18 protein-coding genes are annotated in these 15,312 nt (G+C 64.1%); 9 read left to right on the forward strand and 9 right to left on the reverse strand.

Going from position 1 to position 15,312, the window contains the following annotated elements; genetic code table 11:
* Positions 1-146: 146 nt before the first annotated feature.
* The 4 genes from DM374_RS29405 to DM374_RS29420 form a co-directional block, all read right to left on the reverse strand.
* Positions 147-1,313, reverse strand: coding sequence for a Gfo/Idh/MocA family protein (locus tag DM374_RS29405; RefSeq protein ID WP_110973072.1), 1,167 nt, complete (start codon positions 1,311-1,313; stop codon positions 147-149).
* On the reverse strand, positions 1,310-1,756 hold the full coding sequence (aroQ, locus tag DM374_RS29410; RefSeq protein ID WP_110973073.1) for a type II 3-dehydroquinate dehydratase: 447 nt from the start codon (positions 1,754-1,756) through the stop codon (positions 1,310-1,312). Before aroQ ends, DM374_RS29405 begins: the two co-directional genes overlap by 4 nt.
* A gap of 15 nt (positions 1,757-1,771) precedes the next feature.
* A complete protein-coding gene (locus DM374_RS29415; protein WP_110973074.1) occupies positions 1,772-3,148 on the reverse strand; it encodes an MFS transporter in 1,377 nt (458 codons plus the stop codon).
* A 93-nt stretch (positions 3,149-3,241) separates the two neighbouring features.
* Positions 3,242-4,294 carry a Gfo/Idh/MocA family protein gene (locus DM374_RS29420; RefSeq protein ID WP_110973075.1) on the reverse strand — a complete coding sequence of 351 codons (1,053 nt, stop codon included), beginning with the start codon at positions 4,292-4,294 and terminating at the stop codon, positions 3,242-3,244.
* A gap of 85 nt (positions 4,295-4,379) precedes the next feature.
* Between DM374_RS29420 and DM374_RS29425 the strand changes: the two genes are divergently transcribed.
* A complete protein-coding gene (locus DM374_RS29425) occupies positions 4,380-5,321 on the forward strand; it encodes a LysR family transcriptional regulator (RefSeq protein ID WP_110973076.1) in 942 nt (313 codons plus the stop codon).
* On the opposite strand, the gene DM374_RS29430 is transcribed toward DM374_RS29425, so the two are convergent.
* The gene (locus DM374_RS29430) at positions 5,318-5,896 is read right to left on the reverse strand and encodes a TIGR04211 family SH3 domain-containing protein (protein ID WP_225422621.1); all 579 of its coding nucleotides are present in this window, start codon (positions 5,894-5,896) and stop codon (positions 5,318-5,320) included. The genes DM374_RS29425 and DM374_RS29430 overlap by 4 nt on opposite strands.
* Positions 5,897-5,960: 64 nt before the next feature.
* Here DM374_RS29430 and DM374_RS33305 point away from each other — a divergent pair, with 64 nt between their 5' ends.
* Entirely contained in the window at positions 5,961-6,134 is a 174-nt protein-coding gene (locus DM374_RS33305) for a hypothetical protein (RefSeq protein ID WP_157969767.1), read from the forward strand.
* Here DM374_RS33305 and DM374_RS29435 read toward each other — a convergent pair.
* Complete coding sequence (locus DM374_RS29435) at positions 6,128-6,538, reverse strand: DUF7832 domain-containing protein (RefSeq protein WP_110973078.1); 411 nt, start codon at positions 6,536-6,538, stop codon at positions 6,128-6,130. The two genes, DM374_RS33305 and DM374_RS29435, sit on opposite strands and share 7 nt — an antisense overlap.
* A 179-nt stretch (positions 6,539-6,717) precedes the next feature.
* On the opposite strand from DM374_RS29435, the gene DM374_RS29440 reads away from it, so the two are divergent.
* The 6 genes from DM374_RS29440 (at position 6,718) to DM374_RS29465 (ending at position 12,486) form a co-directional block, all read left to right on the forward strand.
* Positions 6,718-7,215 carry a PaaI family thioesterase gene (locus tag DM374_RS29440; RefSeq protein ID WP_110973079.1) on the forward strand — a complete coding sequence of 166 codons (498 nt, stop codon included), beginning with the start codon at positions 6,718-6,720 and terminating at the stop codon, positions 7,213-7,215.
* A gap of 170 nt (positions 7,216-7,385) precedes the next feature.
* The gene (locus tag DM374_RS29445) at positions 7,386-8,888 is read left to right on the forward strand and encodes an APC family permease (protein ID WP_095159805.1); all 1,503 of its coding nucleotides are present in this window, start codon (positions 7,386-7,388) and stop codon (positions 8,886-8,888) included.
* A complete protein-coding gene (locus tag DM374_RS29450) occupies positions 8,848-9,435 on the forward strand; it encodes a DUF3156 family protein (RefSeq protein ID WP_110973080.1) in 588 nt (195 codons plus the stop codon). Before DM374_RS29445 ends, DM374_RS29450 begins: the two co-directional genes overlap by 41 nt.
* A 116-nt stretch (positions 9,436-9,551) precedes the next feature.
* The gene (gene feaR, locus DM374_RS29455) at positions 9,552-10,511 is read left to right on the forward strand and encodes a transcriptional regulator FeaR (protein ID WP_110973081.1); all 960 of its coding nucleotides are present in this window, start codon (positions 9,552-9,554) and stop codon (positions 10,509-10,511) included.
* A 146-nt stretch (positions 10,512-10,657) separates the two neighbouring features.
* Positions 10,658-11,881, forward strand: a complete 1,224-nt coding sequence (locus DM374_RS29460; RefSeq protein ID WP_110973082.1) for a multidrug effflux MFS transporter — start codon at positions 10,658-10,660, stop codon at positions 11,879-11,881.
* A 26-nt stretch (positions 11,882-11,907) separates the two neighbouring features.
* Positions 11,908-12,486 (forward strand): TetR/AcrR family transcriptional regulator, encoded by a 579-nt coding sequence (locus DM374_RS29465; protein WP_110973083.1) that lies wholly within the window; start codon positions 11,908-11,910, stop codon positions 12,484-12,486.
* Between the two features lie 60 nt (positions 12,487-12,546).
* Here DM374_RS29465 and DM374_RS29470 read toward each other — a convergent pair whose 3' ends face one another.
* Positions 12,547-12,912, reverse strand: coding sequence for a cupin domain-containing protein (locus DM374_RS29470; RefSeq protein ID WP_095159801.1), 366 nt, complete (start codon positions 12,910-12,912; stop codon positions 12,547-12,549).
* A gap of 212 nt (positions 12,913-13,124) precedes the next feature.
* Between DM374_RS29470 and hpaR the strand changes: the two genes are divergently transcribed.
* The gene (gene hpaR / locus DM374_RS29475; protein ID WP_110973084.1) at positions 13,125-13,550 is read left to right on the forward strand and encodes a homoprotocatechuate degradation operon regulator HpaR; all 426 of its coding nucleotides are present in this window, start codon (positions 13,125-13,127) and stop codon (positions 13,548-13,550) included.
* A gap of 140 nt (positions 13,551-13,690) precedes the next feature.
* Here hpaR and hpaI read toward each other — a convergent pair whose 3' ends face one another.
* The gene (gene hpaI, locus DM374_RS29480; protein ID WP_110973085.1) at positions 13,691-14,494 is read right to left on the reverse strand and encodes a 4-hydroxy-2-oxoheptanedioate aldolase; all 804 of its coding nucleotides are present in this window, start codon (positions 14,492-14,494) and stop codon (positions 13,691-13,693) included.
* 13 nt (positions 14,495-14,507) lie between these two features.
* A complete protein-coding gene (gene hpaH, locus DM374_RS29485; RefSeq protein ID WP_110973086.1) occupies positions 14,508-15,311 on the reverse strand; it encodes a 2-oxo-hept-4-ene-1,7-dioate hydratase in 804 nt (267 codons plus the stop codon).
* Position 15,312: the final 1 nt, after the last annotated feature.

Raw genomic sequence — 15,312 nt, forward strand, 5'->3', positions numbered from 1 at the left:
CCTGAGGAATGAATTCCGCAGAAATCCTGAATGCCGGTCAGCGGCGGGTATATAGGAAAAATCCCAATTCAATGGATGAAATCGCTGAGCTTTGTAAAAGCGTTCTGCATTGCGGGTCAGCGGCAGAAACAATTCTCACGCAACACTCAGACAACCTCAGTCCAGCGCCCCTCCGCCCGATCCGACTTCACGCAGGCATCGATAAAGCTCATTCCGCGTAGCCCGTCTTCGGCCGTCGGGCACAGCAGCGACTGCGCGCTCGGCGCCCGTTGCTCGCGACGGGCACGAATACGCTCGGCCGCTTCGCTGTAGATATTGGCGAACGCTTCCAGCAAGCCCTCGGGCTGGCCCGCCTTGATCCGCGTCGACAAGCGCGCCGATTCGCTCAGCCAGGCTTCGCCACGGCGCAGGATCTGGTGCGGCTGGTCCTGGTAGCGCACTTCCAGACGCTCCGGGTCTTCCTGGTGCCAGTACAGCGAGCCCTTGGAGCCGAACACGCGCAACTGCAGACCATGGCGATGCCCGGCCGCGACGAAACTGGCCCAGAGCATGCCGCGCGCGCCGTTACCCAGGCGCAGTTTGACGTGGGCGTTGTCGTCGCTGACGCGGCCCGGCACCAGGGTGCTCAGTTCCGCCGACACTTCGCTGATTTCCTCGCCGGTGACGAAGCGCAGCAGTTGATGGGCGTGAACGCCGACATCGGCCAGTACCGAGGATGCGCCGGACTGTGCCGGGTCGGTGCGCCACATCAGGGCTTTGGCGCCTTGCTGTTCCAGCGGGTGGGTGCCGAAGGCGCTGGCGTGTTCGACCTGGACCAGGCGTACATCGCCAATCACACCGCTGGCAATCAGTTCGCGGGCTTCGCGGATCAGCGGATAGCCGCTGTAGTTGTGGGTCAGCAGGTGCAGCGCCGGGCCACGGCGGACCCGCTCCAGCAGGGTCTCGGCTTCAGCGAGGTTGGCCGCCAGTGGCTTGTCGCTGATGACGTCGATGCCCTGGTCGAGGAAGGCCAGGCTGGCCGGCACGTGTACGGCGTTCGGCGCCATGATCGCTACAGCATGAACGCCGTCTTCGCGGGCCGCTTCGGCCACAGCCATGGTCTGGAAGTCCGGGTAGATGCGGTCTTCGGCGATGCCGTAGGCCTCGGCGGCGGCGCGGTTGCGCGCCGGGTCGCGGGCGAAGACGCCGGCCACCAGTTCGAACTGCCCGTCCAGGTGCGCGGCGTAGCGGTGGGTGGAACCGATGGACGATTCCAGTCCACCACCGACGAAGCCCAGGCGCAGGCGTTGAGTGGGATTGCCGAGGGTTTTCATGCTTGGCTTCCTTGGAGTTGACGGGCGAAATGGGTGATGGCCAGCGCGTAGCCGTGGGTGCCGAAACCGGCCAGCACCGACTGCGCTATCAGCGATACATACGAGTGATGACGGAACGACTCGCGGCGATGCACGTTGGAGATGTGCACCTCGATCACCGGCACTTCAGCGGCGATCAGCGCGTCGTGGATGGCCACCGAGGTGTGGGTCCAGGCGCCAGGGTTGATGACGATGCCGGCGACACGACCGCGCGCCTGGTGGATCCAGTCGATCATCTGGCCTTCATGGTTGGTCTGCTGGAACTCGATGTTCAGGTCGTGGCTGGCACCGGTGGCGCGGCACAGGGCTTCGACATCGGCGAGGGTTTCGCGGCCGTAGACCTCGGGCTGGCGCAGGCCGAGCATGTTCAGGTTGGGGCCGTTGAGTACGAGTAGGGTTTGCATGGAGAGCGTTTCCGGTCAGGGGGTGGTGCGCAGGGCCTGGGCCCGTTGCGCGTCATAAGTGGTTTTGTCGAGGGCCACGGCATCGTGTTTGCCGAGCTGGTCCAGCGGCGTGCGGAAGGTTTCCGGCGCACTCCAGGCGGCGATCGCCGATATGGCGGTGACCACGCAGGTGATGGCGCCAATCAGCAGCGGCACGTTGTCCGAGCCCGGCGGCGCCACAGCGGTGAACAGCGCCGGGAGCAGGGCGGTGATCATGTAGCCGATGTTCTGCGCCACGGCCATGGCCGACACGCGGTAGTGGGTCTGGAACTGTTCGGGGAAGAAGCTCGGGAAGATCGCGTTGTAGCCCTGGTAGATCGTGCCCCACATCAGCAGCGACGCGGCGAAGGCCAGCGGCACGCTGTGAATGCTGATGGCGTACAGGTAGGCGAAGGACATCAGCCCGCAACCGATGGCCGCGCCGATGATCAGCGGGCGCCGGCCGATGCGGTCGGAGAGGTTGCCGACGAAGGGGATCACCATGACCGCGACGATATTGCCGACCACCGGGATCCACAGGTACACGCTCTTGTCGAAGCCGACGCCGTAGGCTGGCTGTACCGCATAGGCGGCGCCGAACACCGTGGTTACCACCGGAATCACGTTCATCAGCGACACGCCGAACACCACCAGCATGCCGTGCCAACTGTATTTGAAGGCTTCACGGATCGGCGAGCGGGTGCGGGTGACGTTTTCCACTTTCTGCACGAAGGCTTCCGGTTCCTTGACCTCGCGACGAATGATGAACGCGGCGATCAGTACTGCGGCGCTGAGCAGGAACGGGATGCGCCAGCCCCAGCTATTGAAGGCTTCTTCGGGCATGAAGTAGGCCAGCGGCAGGAAGATCGCCGCCGCCAGCACCTGGCCGGCCTGGACGCCCTGCAGGGTGAAGCTGGCGAAGAAACCGCGGCGTCCGGGCGGCGCGTGTTCGAGGATCATCGAGCTGGCGCCGGCGATTTCGCCGGCCACCGCGAAGCCCTGGATCAGCCGCAGCACCACCAGCAGCGCCGGGGCCCAGTAGCCGATCTGGTTGAAGGTTGGCAGCAGGCCGACGGCGAAGGTGGCGATGCCCATCAGGAACATGCACAACAGCAGGACATTCTTGCGCCCGCGGGTGTCGCCCCAGTGGCCGAGCACGAAGGCGCCCACCGGGCGAGCCAGGTAGCCGACGCCGTAGGTGGCGAGCGAGGCGATGATTGCCAGTTTCGGGTCGCCGGCGGGAAAGAAGATCTGCGGGAAAATCAGCGCCGCGGCCTGGGCGTAGATGAAGAAGTCATAGTACTCCAGGGCGGAGCCGACCCAGCCGCTGGCGGTGGCTTTTTTGGTTTGGTGGGTGTTTTCGTGGGTGGCCATGAGTGTGGTCTCTTGTTGTTTTTATGGTGTTCCCTGGGGCCTCATCGCTGCGGTTCGGCGCCCCGACAAGCCAGCGATGAGGTGCCCAGGGTTCTACAACTGCTCGGTTGAAACGATCTGCCCCGTCCGCGCCGCCTCACTGATCGCATCGACAATCTGCAGATTACGCAAACCATCCCGCACGCCCACCAGCGGCTCGGCTTCGCCACGGATCACTTGGCAGAAGTGAGCCAACTGACGCTCCAGCGGATCCGCTTCATCAAGACTGGCGACAGCCGTCTCGAACGGCTTCCACCACGAGCGGTCTTCGCGTTTGTCGTAGTACTTCAGGCGCATGGTCGGGATCGACAGCGAACCCTGGGTGCCGGCCAGCACGTAGCAGTCTTCGTCGTCATAGCTCGGGTAGTCGCGGTTTTCCCGCGAAGTCTGCTCCCAACTGCGTGCGCAGCCGGCGGTGTCGGAGAGCATGAAGGTGCCGAGGGCGCCGCTGGCGAAGCGCAGGCTGATGGACACCGTGTCTTCCACCGCGAAACCGCGGGTGGCGCTGGAAGCCTGGGCCTGTACGGCGACGATCTCGCCGCACAGCGAACGCAGGTTGCCGATCTCGTGGATCATGTTGATCAGCACCGGGCCGCCGCCGGCCTGGCGGCGCCAGGGCGCGGCGTCGAAATAGTCGTCGGGCTTGTAGAACAGCGCGCTGCCCATCACCGCCACCAGATTGCCAAGCACGCCTTCGGCGATCACTTCACGGGCTTTCTGCAGAATCGCGCTGTGGGCGCGGTGATGGCCGACCAGCAGTTTCGCCCCGGCCTGCTCGGCAATGGCCAGCAGGCGCTTGCCTTCTTCCAGGCTGTGCGCCACCGGTTTTTCGATCAGCGCTGGAATGCCGTGGGCGACGCAGGTCAGGGCGCCTTCGACGTGCAGTTGATTGGGGGTGGCGAGGATCACGCCGTCCGGGCGTTGCGCGGCCAGCAGGCTGTCGAGGTCGCTGTACAGCGGCACGCCGAGGCTGTCGGCGAAGGGCGCGGTGGCGGGCAGCGGATCGACGATGGCGGCCAGTTCGCAGGCGTTGCTGGCCTGGATCAGTTCGATATGACGGCGGCCGATCAGGCCGGCGCCGGCGACGGCAATGCGAATCTTCTTCATAGGTCTCTCTTGTTGTTCTGGCTTGTGCGACAAGGCAGGTTTTGTGAGAGGCTAAATAAAAAGTCCCAGGAGATAATCGGGCGTAATGAAGAATCAGAATGTGCTCACAGCGAATAATGAGCCGCTGCTGCGGGACCTGCAGTTGTTCTGCGAAGTGGCCCGGCGCTCCAGTTTCATCGCCGCCGCCAGCGAGACCGGGCTATCGCCGGCCCATGTCAGCAAGCGCATCGCCACCCTGGAGGAGCAACTCGGGGTCAAGCTGTTCAACCGCACCACCCGGCGGGTCAACATCACCAGCGATGGCGAGGCGGCGTTTGTCTGGGCGCAGAAGATTCTCGAGGACGTCGGGGCGATGGTCGATGCGCTGTCCGGTGGCCAGCGCGAACCGCAAGGCACGTTGCGGCTGTGCACCAGCCTGCGCCTGGGCCGCGAGCACATCGCGCCGATTCTGTCGCTGCTGCGCCGACAGTACCCGGCGCTTGAGGTGTGGGTTGAGTTGCTGGACCGGCGGGTGGACCTGATCGCCGACAATTTCGACATCGATATCCGCGTCGGCGAGGTCCAGGAAAAGCACCTGATCGCCCACCGCATCGCCGAGAGTACCCGGGTGTTGGCGGCGTCGCCGGAGTATCTGGCGCGAAGGGGCATGCCCAAGGTGGCGGCGGACCTGGCCCAGCATGATTGCCTGCTGTTCCGCAGCCGTGATGACCGCTTCGGCGTGTGGCGACTGATGGGCCCGAACGGCGCGGAGACGGTAAAGGTCACCGGGCCGATGGCCTCGAACCACAGCGACATCGTCCGCCAGTGGGCCCACGACGGCCACGGCATCATCATGGCCTCGCGCTGGGACGTGGCCGGCAGCCTGGCCAGCGGCGCCCTGGTGCGGGTGCTGCCGGCCTGGCATCAGCCGGCGGATATCTGGGCGGTGACGGCGGTGCGTTCGTCCAGTTCGGCGAAGGTGCGGGCGTGTGTGGCGTTTCTGCGGGAGCAGTTGGCCAGTGGTCCTTACTCGTTGAGCGGCAATTAAACCCAGCCGCTGTTGCGCTTACGACCGCGGCTCAGCATCGGCAGGATCAACCCCGCCAGCAAGCCGGCCCCGGCGATGCCGCCGCCGTAGACCATGTAGCGCATCAGCACCTGTTTGTTTTCGTCACCGAGCCGGGCCTGGGTGTCGCGCAGTTGCGACTGGGCCTCGGTCAGTTCCTCGTTGAGCGACTGGTTGCGGGCCTGCAGTTCGTCGATCAGCGCTTTGCGCGAATCCAGGGTCTCCTGCATGCCCTGGACCCGGGTTTTCCAACTGTCGTCGATGGTCTTGAGTTGTTCATCCAGTTGCGCGACCCGGGCGGTGAGTTGCGGCAGGTGTTCGGCCTGGCCGGGGACGTTCTGCAGGTCGCTGCTGGCGATCCACACAACATCGCCGGATTCGCCACGGACCTGGCTGAAGTTGCCTTGGGTGGTGAGCAGTTTGACCTTTTGTCCGGATTTGAGCGTGCCGACCAGCCGATGACCCTCGGTCGGGCCGCTGCGTACGTAGGTGCTGAGGCTGTCGCTGACCCAGCGATCATCGCTGGCGGGCTCTTCGGCGTGGGCGAGGGCACTCATGAACACGCCGGCGAACAGCGCGGGTAGCACGGCAGAGCGTGCGCGGAGAGGGCGAAGCAGGCGCATGGTTATCTTCCCCGAGAAGAAAAAAATGAAAACCGCCGGCCGCATGCCTGCCGCCAGCGCAACGAAGGGTGAGAAAGGGGATAACCGTTGGACGTCCCCGGGGCTTGTCTTTGTAGGAAACATCGACAAGCCACCAGCGCAAAGACAGTTTTTATCGCATCAGGTTCACTGACCGGCCTGCCATTGGGCGAAACGCAGGTCCAGGCGTGGCTTGAGCAGGTCGTAGTGGTCCCAGCTCGCCGCGGCTTCGGCGTCGCTGTCCAGCAGTTCCAGCAGGTCGCAGGACAGGGAAGGGGCTTGCAGGCTCAGGTAGTAGGCGGCGAAGGCATTGCCCTGGCGGTTGAGGTCTTCATCGACCAGAAAGCCGTCGCAGCACAACTGGAAAAAGCGCGCGGGGGTCATCAGGCGTTCGCCCAGGGCCTGGATCTCGGCGTCGTAGTCGGCGTTGAAGTCGCGGCTGAGCAGGTTGCGGGTCGCGCTCCAGGCGAGGAACAGCCCGGCGTACGGCGCCCTGCGCGGATAAGCGCAAGGCGAACCGTCATCGGCGTGGTGCCTGCAAGCATCAGTAGCAATCATCACAGCGGTCCTTGTTCGGATGGTTGGCTTGGCTGGGGGCTAGCTTACTCCTTCCTGCGATGGCGGGTCGCCATGTGAGACCTAATGACGCATCGAGGTGGACTTTGGTGGGTGTGTTGGAAAGGTAGGATGAGAGCGTTAACATCTGAACTTTCCTACAAAAATAAATCAGGAAACCCATGAATTCCCACGCTCTATCCCTTCAGGACCTGGCTGCGCCGGATGGCGTTTGCTACGGCTGCGGTTCGGCCCATCCCAGCGGGCTGCATCTGAAAAGCCACTGGGCCGATGACGGCATCCACTTGATCTGCACGCATGCGCCCGATAGCACGTTCTGCGGCTGGCCCGGCCTGGTCTACGGCGGCCTGCTGGCGATGCTGGTGGATTGCCATTCCAACTGGGCGGCCATGGCCTATCACTACCGGGCCGAAGGGCGCGAACCGGGATCGCTGCCGCGTATCGACTGCGTGACCGGCCACCTTGGCCTGACCTACCTGAAGCCGACACCGATGGGCGTGGAGCTGACGCTCAAGGCGCGGGTCGAGGGCGAGGTGGGGCGCAAGAGCCGGGTGATCTGTGAGGTCTGGGCCGGCGATGTGCTGACCGTGACCGCGGATTCGGTGTTCGTGCGGGTGGATACCGAGCGGTTGAAGCAGAAGGCGCATGGGGAGGCTTGATGCATAGGGCTTAAGGGCTTTAATCGCTGGCAAGCCAGCTCCCACAAGGAGGGCGGAGTTCAGGCCTGGCAGCCAGCAACAAAACCCCCGGCAGTCTGGGGCAAGACGTGGCATGGAGTGCGGCGCACAGTGACGCACAACCATAACAACGGCTCTTGAGGTCCTTCACCATGTCGCTCAACGACACGCTCAGCGCGCACCTGAACCGGGGCACGATCGGGTTCCCCACCGCCCTCGCCAGTACCATCGGCCTGATCATGGCCAGCCCTGTCATCCTGACCGCGACCATGGGTTTCGGCATCGGCGGTAGTGCCTTCGCCATGGCGATGTTGATCGCGGTGCTGCTGATGCTGGCGCAATCCACCACCTTCGCCGAAGCGGCGTCGATCCTGCCGACAACCGGTTCGGTCTACGACTACATCAACTGCGGCATGGGCCGCTTCTTCGCGATCACCGGCACGCTGTCGGCGTACCTGATTGTCCACGTCTTCGCCGGCACCGCGGAAACCATCCTCGCCGGCGTGATGGCGCTGGTGAACTTCGAACACCTCAATACCCTGGCCGAATCGGCCGGCGGCTCCTGGCTGCTGGGCGTGGGCTTCGTGGTGGTGTTCGCGGTGCTCAACGCCTTTGGCGTCAGCGCCTTCGGCAAGGCGGAAATCATCCTCACATTCGGTATGTGGACCACGCTGATGGTGTTCGGCGTGCTCGGCCTGATCGCTGCGCCGGCGGTGGAACTGGACGGCTGGTTTGGTGAGTCGATGGTCGGCACTGACCTGATCACCGTGCTGTCGCTGGTGGGCATGGCGATGTTCATGTTCGTCGGCTGTGAGTTCGTCACGCCGTTGGCCCCGGACCTGCGCCGCTCGGCGCGGACCATGCCGCGGGCGATGGCGCTGGGCCTGCTGGGCGTGGCGTCCTGCATGTTCATCTATGGCGCGGCGATGAAGCGCCAGGTCGAGAACGTGGTGCTCGATGCCGCCAGTGGTGTGCACCTGCTGGACACGCCGATGGCGATCCCGAAATTCGCCGAACAGGTGATGGGTGATATCGGCCCGCTGTGGCTGGGTATCGGCTTCCTGTTCGCCGGCGCCGCCACTATCAACACGCTGATGGCCGGTGTGCCGCGGATTCTCTACGGCATGGCCGTGGACGGCGCGCTGCCGAAGGTCTTCACCTACCTGCACCCGCGCTTCAAGACGCCGCTGCTGTGCATCCTGGTGGCGATGCTGATCCCGTGCCTGCATGCCCTGTACCTGGGCGGCAACACCGACAACATCATGCACCTGGTGCTGGCGGCGGTGTGCGCCTGGAGTACCGCGTACCTGCTGGTGACAGTGTCGGTAGTGATCCTGCGTATCCGTCGCCCGGACCTGCCGCGTGCCTACCGCTCGCCGTTCTTCCCGCTGCCGCAAATCCTGTCCAGCGTCGGCATCATCATCGGCATGTGGTTCATCACTCCGCCCGGCATGAACCCTGCGGACGTCTATGTGCCGTTCGCCTGGATGCTCGGCGGCACCGCGGCCTACGCGCTGTTCTGGACGCTGGTGGTGCAGAAGGTCAATCCGTTCAAACCGGCGGTGGTCGAAGAAGTCCTGGCCAAGGAATTCGCCAACGAACCTGGAGCGCATCATGGCGACTACTACGCCGAACCTGTGGCAAAGACTGTTTGATCGTGCACCCTCGGGCTATCGCCCGGGGGTAACCCTGGAGCACCTGCGGCGCAACCTTGGCGTCAAGGAGTGCCAAGTGCTGGAAGTCGGCCGGGCGCGCTTCGCCCTGGCTGGCGGCCTCGAATTCGAAGTGCGCGAGCGCGCCGAAGCACAACTGCTCATGCACCTCGTGCTCTGCGAGTTTCGTCTGCAATGCCGTGCCAGCTCCGAGGGCACGGTGCGCCTGGATGCGCATCATCGTGGTGCGATTCGTCGCACCGGGATCGGCTGGAAACAGAAGGGCGGCGAAGCGGGGCTGGCGGACAGGATCCGTCAGCGGCTGGAGCAGGACCCGATCCTCTACCAGGCGCTGATGCCGCTGGATTTCAAACGCCTGCGGCTGGAGCGTGCGGAGGGCCAGTGGACTGTTACCCTGGAACACATGGGCGGTAGTGAAGTTGTTAACAGAATGCCGGCGTTTCGGCGGTATATCCGCATCAGCCCGCAGCAGCGGGACCTGCTGCTAACGGCGTTGATTGGGTTGAAAAAGCTGCTGGAATCGCTCTGATTTTCAAGTTGGCACTCAATGTGCTTTCACATACAGGCTTACAGAATTGTTGCGTGCATATAGATAACATGTTAACTATTGCGTGACAAAAACAAGATGCCACTGTGGAGGTACGTATGAGTATCCATCAGGCTACCGGCTCGGCCCTGGATCGCTGGAACGCGGCGATGCAGGCTACTTGCGGGTATTTTGAAACCGAACTTGCGTTCAACCGCTCGCTGTTCATCGGTGAGATTTCCACCTGGTCGCGGGGTGGGCTGGGAATGGCCAACCTGCGCACCAATGCCGGCGTCATTCGCCGCAACGGTCTCAAGGCCGACCGCGACAACGACCAGAGCTGCTTCCTGGTCAGCCAGCGCACCGGTTTCTCCCAGGTCACCCAGAACGGCGTCAGCCTGCAACTCGCTCCCGGCGAGATGTTGCTGATGGACGCGGTCGGCGCCTGCGAGATCATGCCGTTCGGCCTGATCGAACACGCTTCGTTGTCGCTCTCCCGTGATCAGGTTTGCCGGCAACTGGGCAGCGATCAGCGGATCTTCGGCAAGATCTCCCAGAGCAAGGCCTGCGGGCGCATGCTGCACCTGCTGATGGATCAGCTCTGCAAGGAAACCCCGGCCGGCGAAAGCGAGCATGCCGAAGGTGAAGCGCTGCACAGTGCCTTCCTGTCATTGCTCGGCTCGGCCATCGAGGGCAGCGACCAGGCCAGCCACCTGCCGGCTTCGTTGCAGGGTGCGGACCTGCGCAGTTATGTGCAGAAGGTCATCGATGAGTCCCTCGGCCAACCCGGCCTGACGCCAGTCAGCCTGGCCAGTCGCCTGAATATTTCGGTGCGTCACCTGTACCGCCTGTTCGAAGAGCAGGGCGACAGTGTCTGCCGTTACATCCAGCGGGTGCGCCTGCAGCGCAGCGCGGACGACCTGGCCAACCCGATCCACAAGACCGAATCCATCACCACGATTGCCTACAAGTGGGGCTTCACCGATTCGGCGCACTTCAGCCGCTCGTTCAAGAAACAGTTCGAGCAGTCGCCGAAGGACTTCCGCAGCACCAGCCTGGCCGGCCTGGCCCTGGCGTAAAAAGGACTTTCCAGCACTGACCGACTTGACCCTGAGCAGGGTTGCCTTTAGGCTCGCCCATGTTGTCTACCTACCGGTCGTTAGGTTGATTTTTGAAATCAACCTGGCGACTGGCGTCGTTGTCACTGCAACCTGGAATGAGCCTTATGCAGACCCTGGAATCAACCCCGACCCCTCACGTCAAATTCGCTGTCGCCCTGGCCCTGATCGGTGCCTTGGGGCCGTCGGCGGTGGACATGTATCTGGCGAGCATGCCGGGTATCGCCGAGGAGTACGGGGTTTCCTATGCCGGGGTGCAGTTGACCTTGACCGTATTCCTGCTGGCGATGGGCGCCGGGCAGTTGCTGTTTGGCCCGGTGGTGGATGCGCTGGGCCGGCGTCGGCCGTTGTTGGCGGGGCTGCTGGTGTTTATTGGCAGTTCCCTGGCCGCGGCGCAGGCCGACTCGCTGGATGCGCTGTTGCTGGCGCGCTTCGTCCAGGGCCTGGGCAGTGCCCTGACTTTGGTGGTGATCATGAGCATGGTCCGCGATGTCGCCGAAGGTGCGCGGGCGGCGCAGATTTTCGCCCTGCTGATGACCATCGAGGGCCTTGCTCCGGTGATCGCTCCGGCGCTGGGCGGTTTCATCGGTGCTCACTTTGGCTGGCGGGCGATCATGCTCACCCTCGCCGGGCTGGGCGTGCTGGTGCTGTTGAATTCGGCCTGGGTGCTAAAGGAAACCCTGCCGCAGGACAAGCGCATGGCGTGGCATCCGGCGGACTTCCTGCGCACCTACGCCCGTATCGCGCGGGATGGCGCATTTCTGCGTCCGGCGCTGGCGCTGTCGGCGGTGTTCTTCTTCCTGTTCGCCTACATCGGCGGCGCGGCGTTCGTCTACCAGACGCACTTCGGTCTGTCGGTGGAAGCCTTCGGTGCGCTGTTCGGCGCCACCGGTGTGGCCATCCTGCTGGGGGCGATCACCGCTGGCCGGCTGGTCGCGCGCAAGGGCCTGGCGCGGCTGGCGCAGTGGGGCGCGGCGAGCATGCTGGTGGGTGCCGTCATTGCCTTGCTGGGCACCCTGGCCGGTGCTGGCCTGTGGGGCATCGTCGCCGGTCTTGCGCTGGCGATGTTCGGACTGGGTGTGGCCGAGGCCACGCTGATGTCTCTGGTGATGTCCTCGCAGAGCCGTGCGCTGGGCTCCACCGCGGCGCTGCTGGGCGCCATGCAGTTGATCATTTCGTCGTCGGCCACGCCGTTGTCAGGCATCATGGCGCCCCTGGGCGCGGCCCACTGGGCCCTGTTGCTGGCATTGGCGGCGTTGCTGGTTGCGATATTGGTGCGGGCCAGCACCCGCAACGTCACGGCGACGCTGAACAGCCTCGCCGGCCATTGAATGCCTGTTGATTGGAGACGTGTTGCATGAGAACCCTTTCGCCTTCGGCGGAGAAGATTTGCGGGGTGGCGGTCGAGCAGTTCGCCGAGTCCGGCTATGACGCCGCCTCGCTCAACGACATCGCGGTGGCGGTAGGCATGCGCAAGCCATCGCTGTACGCCCACTTCAGCAGCAAGGACGACCTGTTCGAAGCGGTCTTCGAGCGGGCCCTGGAAGCCGAGCGCCTGTATGTGGAAGGTTGCTTCGCCGCAGACAAGGGGCTGCCGGGCGCGTTGTACGCCCGCTGCCTGTCCGAGCGCTATCTGGAATCGGCGCACCTGCGCTTTCTGTTGCGGGCGGCGTTCTTTCCGCCAGTGGAGCTGCGCTCGATGATCTCGGCGGGTTTCGAAGGCTATCTGGAGCGCATGGGCGAGGTGTTCGGCAGGGCACTGCAGCGGCAGTTGCCGAAACTGGATGACGAGCGTCAGGAACTGTTCGTCGATGCCTACCTGGGGGTGGTGGACAGCCTTATCGTCGAGTTGATCTATGCCGGGCAGGCGGCGTATGAGCGCCGGTTGAGGGCTATGTGGACGATCTTTGCGGGGTCGTTGCAGGGGGCGGTGTAGGTCTTCAGGAACTCATCGCCGGCAAGCGGGCCGCCGGGCCGGCTTGCCAGCGATGACTGTTCAGGCTACCGCGAAGTAATGCTTCACGAAGCTCTCGCTCAGAATCTCCCACAGCACCGGCGTGCCCTTGGTCACGAACCAGCTGTCACCAGCCTTGTACTCGGTGACCTGGCCGGTGCTTTCGTCGGTCAGGCGCACGGCGCCGGTCACGACCACGGCCTGTTCGTTGAACGGGTAGACCATGCGGAATTTGCCCTGGGTGGTGCCGAAGTAGGCGCTGCTGATGGCGTCGGTCGGCGCGCCGAAGGTCATTTTGCCGAAGGCGCGGACTTCACCTTCGAGGATTTCCGAACCCAGGTCGGCAACGGTGCCCCAGGCGTCCAGTTCGCTCAATTGGATGTTCAGTTGGTTGGCGGTCAGGGTCATGGCAGGTGTTCCTTGAACAATGGAAGAAAAGGGTGCGGCGGCGGCCGTGTGTCGGACGCGTTATGTCGCTCATTAACGCTTCTGGCCGCAGCAATGTCTTGATCGTCTGTGCCGGCCTATTTGATCTACGGTGCCAGGTGCGGTGCGGCACTGTTGTGCGGCATGGTTTTTGTTAAAGTGTTAACAAAATAACCTGAGCACCCTGAATTTTCATGTCCAGCCGTCCTCGTCAGTCCCTGACACTGACCCTGCTGCAAGCCCGTGAAGCCTCCATGCGCTTCTTCCGACCTTCCCTCAACGAACACGGCCTGACCGAGCAGCAGTGGCGGGTGATCCGCATATTGCGCCAGCAGGGTGAAATGGAGATTTATCGTCTGGCCGACCTGGCCTGCATTCTCAAACCGAGCATGACCGGGGTGCTGGTGCGCATGGAAGCGGCCAGCCTGGTGAACCGTCGCCGCGCCGAAACCGACCAGCGTCGGGTGCTGGTGGAACTGGCGGAGAAGGGCGAGCAGATATTCGGCTCGATGAGCCAGTGCATGGAGGCCAACTACCAGCGGTTGCAGGGGCAGTTTGGTGAGGAGAAGTTGCAGCAGTTGTTGGGGTTGCTGGATGAGTTGAAGCAGGTTCGGCGGTAGCTGGCTTTGGGACCGCTGCGCGGTCCTTCGCGACGGTTCGGCGGCCCGACGAGCTCGCTCCTACAGCCAGCGTGAACCTGTAGGAGCGAGCTCGTCGGGCCGCCGAACCGTCGCGAAGGGCTGCAAAGCAGCCCCAAAAATTAATAAACGCCGCCGGAAGTGGGCTGTGCCACCTGCCCATCCTTGAACTTCGCCGCCAATCCCTGCAACCCGCGCATCAGCACGGTGGTATCCACACCCACCGCAACGAATTTCGCGCCCAGTTCGATATAGCGCCGCGCGAGCTTTTCATCCGCGCTGAGAATCCCCGCCGCTTTGCCTGCCTTGTTGATTCGCGCAATGGCGTCTTCGATCGCGGCCTGCACATCCGGGTGCCCCGGGTTGCCACGATGACCCATGGACGCGCTGAGGTCCGCCGGGCCAATGAACACACCATCAACACCCTCCACCGCAGCAATCTCGTCCAGGTTGGCCAGGCCTTCCTGGTTTTCGATTTGCACCAGCAGGCACATCTGCGCGTCCGCATGGTCGAGGTAGCCGGGGATGCTGTTCCAGCGCGAAGCCCGCGCCAGGGCGCTGCCGACGCCGCGCACACCCTGCGGCGGGTAGTGGATGGCGCGCACCAGTTGGCGGGCCTGCTCGGCGCTTTCCACCATCGGCACCAGCAGTGTCTGTGCGCCGATGTCGAGGACCTGCTTGATCAGTGCGGTATCGCCGATCACCGGGCGGATGATCGCCTCGCTGGTGTACGGCGCCACGGCCTGCAACTGCGCGAGCATACCGCGCAGGTCGTTCGGCGCGTGTTCGCCGTCGATCAGCAGCCAGTCGAAGCCGGCGTTGGCCGCCAGCTCCGCGCAGTAGGCGTCGGCCAGGCCGAGCCACAGGCCGATCTGCGCCGAGCCTTCGCTCAGGCGCTGTTTGAAGCGGTTGACGGGCATGTCCATGGGACTCTCCTGATCAGACGAAACGGCAGGCGATGGAGCCGAGCATGTCGTAGTCGACATGGAAGGTGTCGCCCGGACGCGCCGCCACCGGACGGGTGAACGAACCGCCGAGGATGATCTGTCCGGCTTCAAGGGTGACGTCGTACGGCGCCAGCTTGTTGGCCAGCCACGCCACGCCCTTGGCCGGGTGGTTGAGCACCGCGGCGGAGACGCCGGACTCTTCGATCACGCCGTTGCGGTAGAGCACCGCCGGCACCTTGCGCAGGTCGATATCGGTCGGCCGCACGGGGCGGCCGCCCATGACCACGCCGGCGTTGGCGGCGTTGTCCGAGATGGTGTCGAAGACCTTGCGGGTGGCCTGGGTCTGCGGGTCGACCTGCTGGATACGCGCGTCGATGATTTCCAGTGCCGGAATCACCCACTCGGTGGCGTCGAGCACGTCGAACACGGTGACGTTCGGGCCTTTCAGCGGTTTGCCGAGAATGAACGCCAGCTCCACTTCCACCCGCGGCACGATGAAGCGCTCGAAGGGGATGTCGGTGCCTTCTTCGAACAGCATGTCGTCGAGCAGCGCGCCGTAGTCGGGCTCGGTGATGTTCGACGACACCTGCATGGCGCGGGAGGTCAGGCCGATCTTGTGACCGACCAGCTTGCGCCCGTCCTTGATCTTCTGCGCGACCCAGGCGCGCTGGATGGCGTAGGCGTCCTCGATGGTGATGGCGGGGTGCTCCAGGGAGAACTGGCGCACCTGTTCGCGGTTGCGTTCGGCCCGGTCCAGTTGGGCCGCGGCGCTGAGGATCTGGCTGTGGTCGAGCATG

It is taken from the genome of Pseudomonas huaxiensis (genome assembly GCF_003231275.1).
Classification (GTDB): Bacteria; Pseudomonadota; Gammaproteobacteria; order Pseudomonadales; family Pseudomonadaceae; genus Aquipseudomonas; species Aquipseudomonas huaxiensis.

Coding starts and splice junctions, on each gene's coding strand:
- DM374_RS29460 (WP_110973082.1), top strand. CDS start 10,658: ATGCAGACCCTGGAATCAACCCCGACCCCTCACGTCAAATTCGCTGTC.
- aroQ (WP_110973073.1), bottom strand. CDS start 1,756: ATGCAAACCCTACTCGTACTCAACGGCCCCAACCTGAACATGCTCGGC.
- DM374_RS29405 (WP_110973072.1), bottom strand. CDS start 1,313: ATGAAAACCCTCGGCAATCCCACTCAACGCCTGCGCCTGGGCTTCGTC.
- DM374_RS29445 (WP_095159805.1), top strand. CDS start 7,386: ATGTCGCTCAACGACACGCTCAGCGCGCACCTGAACCGGGGCACGATC.
- DM374_RS29415 (WP_110973074.1), bottom strand. CDS start 3,148: ATGGCCACCCACGAAAACACCCACCAAACCAAAAAAGCCACCGCCAGC.
- DM374_RS29430 (WP_225422621.1), bottom strand. CDS start 5,896: ATGAGTGCCCTCGCCCACGCCGAAGAGCCCGCCAGCGATGATCGCTGG.
- DM374_RS29465 (WP_110973083.1), top strand. CDS start 11,908: ATGAGAACCCTTTCGCCTTCGGCGGAGAAGATTTGCGGGGTGGCGGTC.
- hpaH (WP_110973086.1), bottom strand. CDS start 15,311: ATGCTCGACCACAGCCAGATCCTCAGCGCCGCGGCCCAACTGGACCGG.
- DM374_RS33305 (WP_157969767.1), top strand. CDS start 5,961: ATGGTTATCTTCCCCGAGAAGAAAAAAATGAAAACCGCCGGCCGCATG.
- feaR (WP_110973081.1), top strand. CDS start 9,552: ATGAGTATCCATCAGGCTACCGGCTCGGCCCTGGATCGCTGGAACGCG.
- DM374_RS29470 (WP_095159801.1), bottom strand. CDS start 12,912: ATGACCCTGACCGCCAACCAACTGAACATCCAATTGAGCGAACTGGAC.
- DM374_RS29450 (WP_110973080.1), top strand. CDS start 8,848: ATGGCGACTACTACGCCGAACCTGTGGCAAAGACTGTTTGATCGTGCA.
- DM374_RS29440 (WP_110973079.1), top strand. CDS start 6,718: ATGAATTCCCACGCTCTATCCCTTCAGGACCTGGCTGCGCCGGATGGC.
- DM374_RS29420 (WP_110973075.1), bottom strand. CDS start 4,294: ATGAAGAAGATTCGCATTGCCGTCGCCGGCGCCGGCCTGATCGGCCGC.
- DM374_RS29435 (WP_110973078.1), bottom strand. CDS start 6,538: ATGATTGCTACTGATGCTTGCAGGCACCACGCCGATGACGGTTCGCCT.
- hpaI (WP_110973085.1), bottom strand. CDS start 14,494: ATGGACATGCCCGTCAACCGCTTCAAACAGCGCCTGAGCGAAGGCTCG.
- hpaR (WP_110973084.1), top strand. CDS start 13,125: ATGTCCAGCCGTCCTCGTCAGTCCCTGACACTGACCCTGCTGCAAGCC.
- DM374_RS29425 (WP_110973076.1), top strand. CDS start 4,380: ATGAAGAATCAGAATGTGCTCACAGCGAATAATGAGCCGCTGCTGCGG.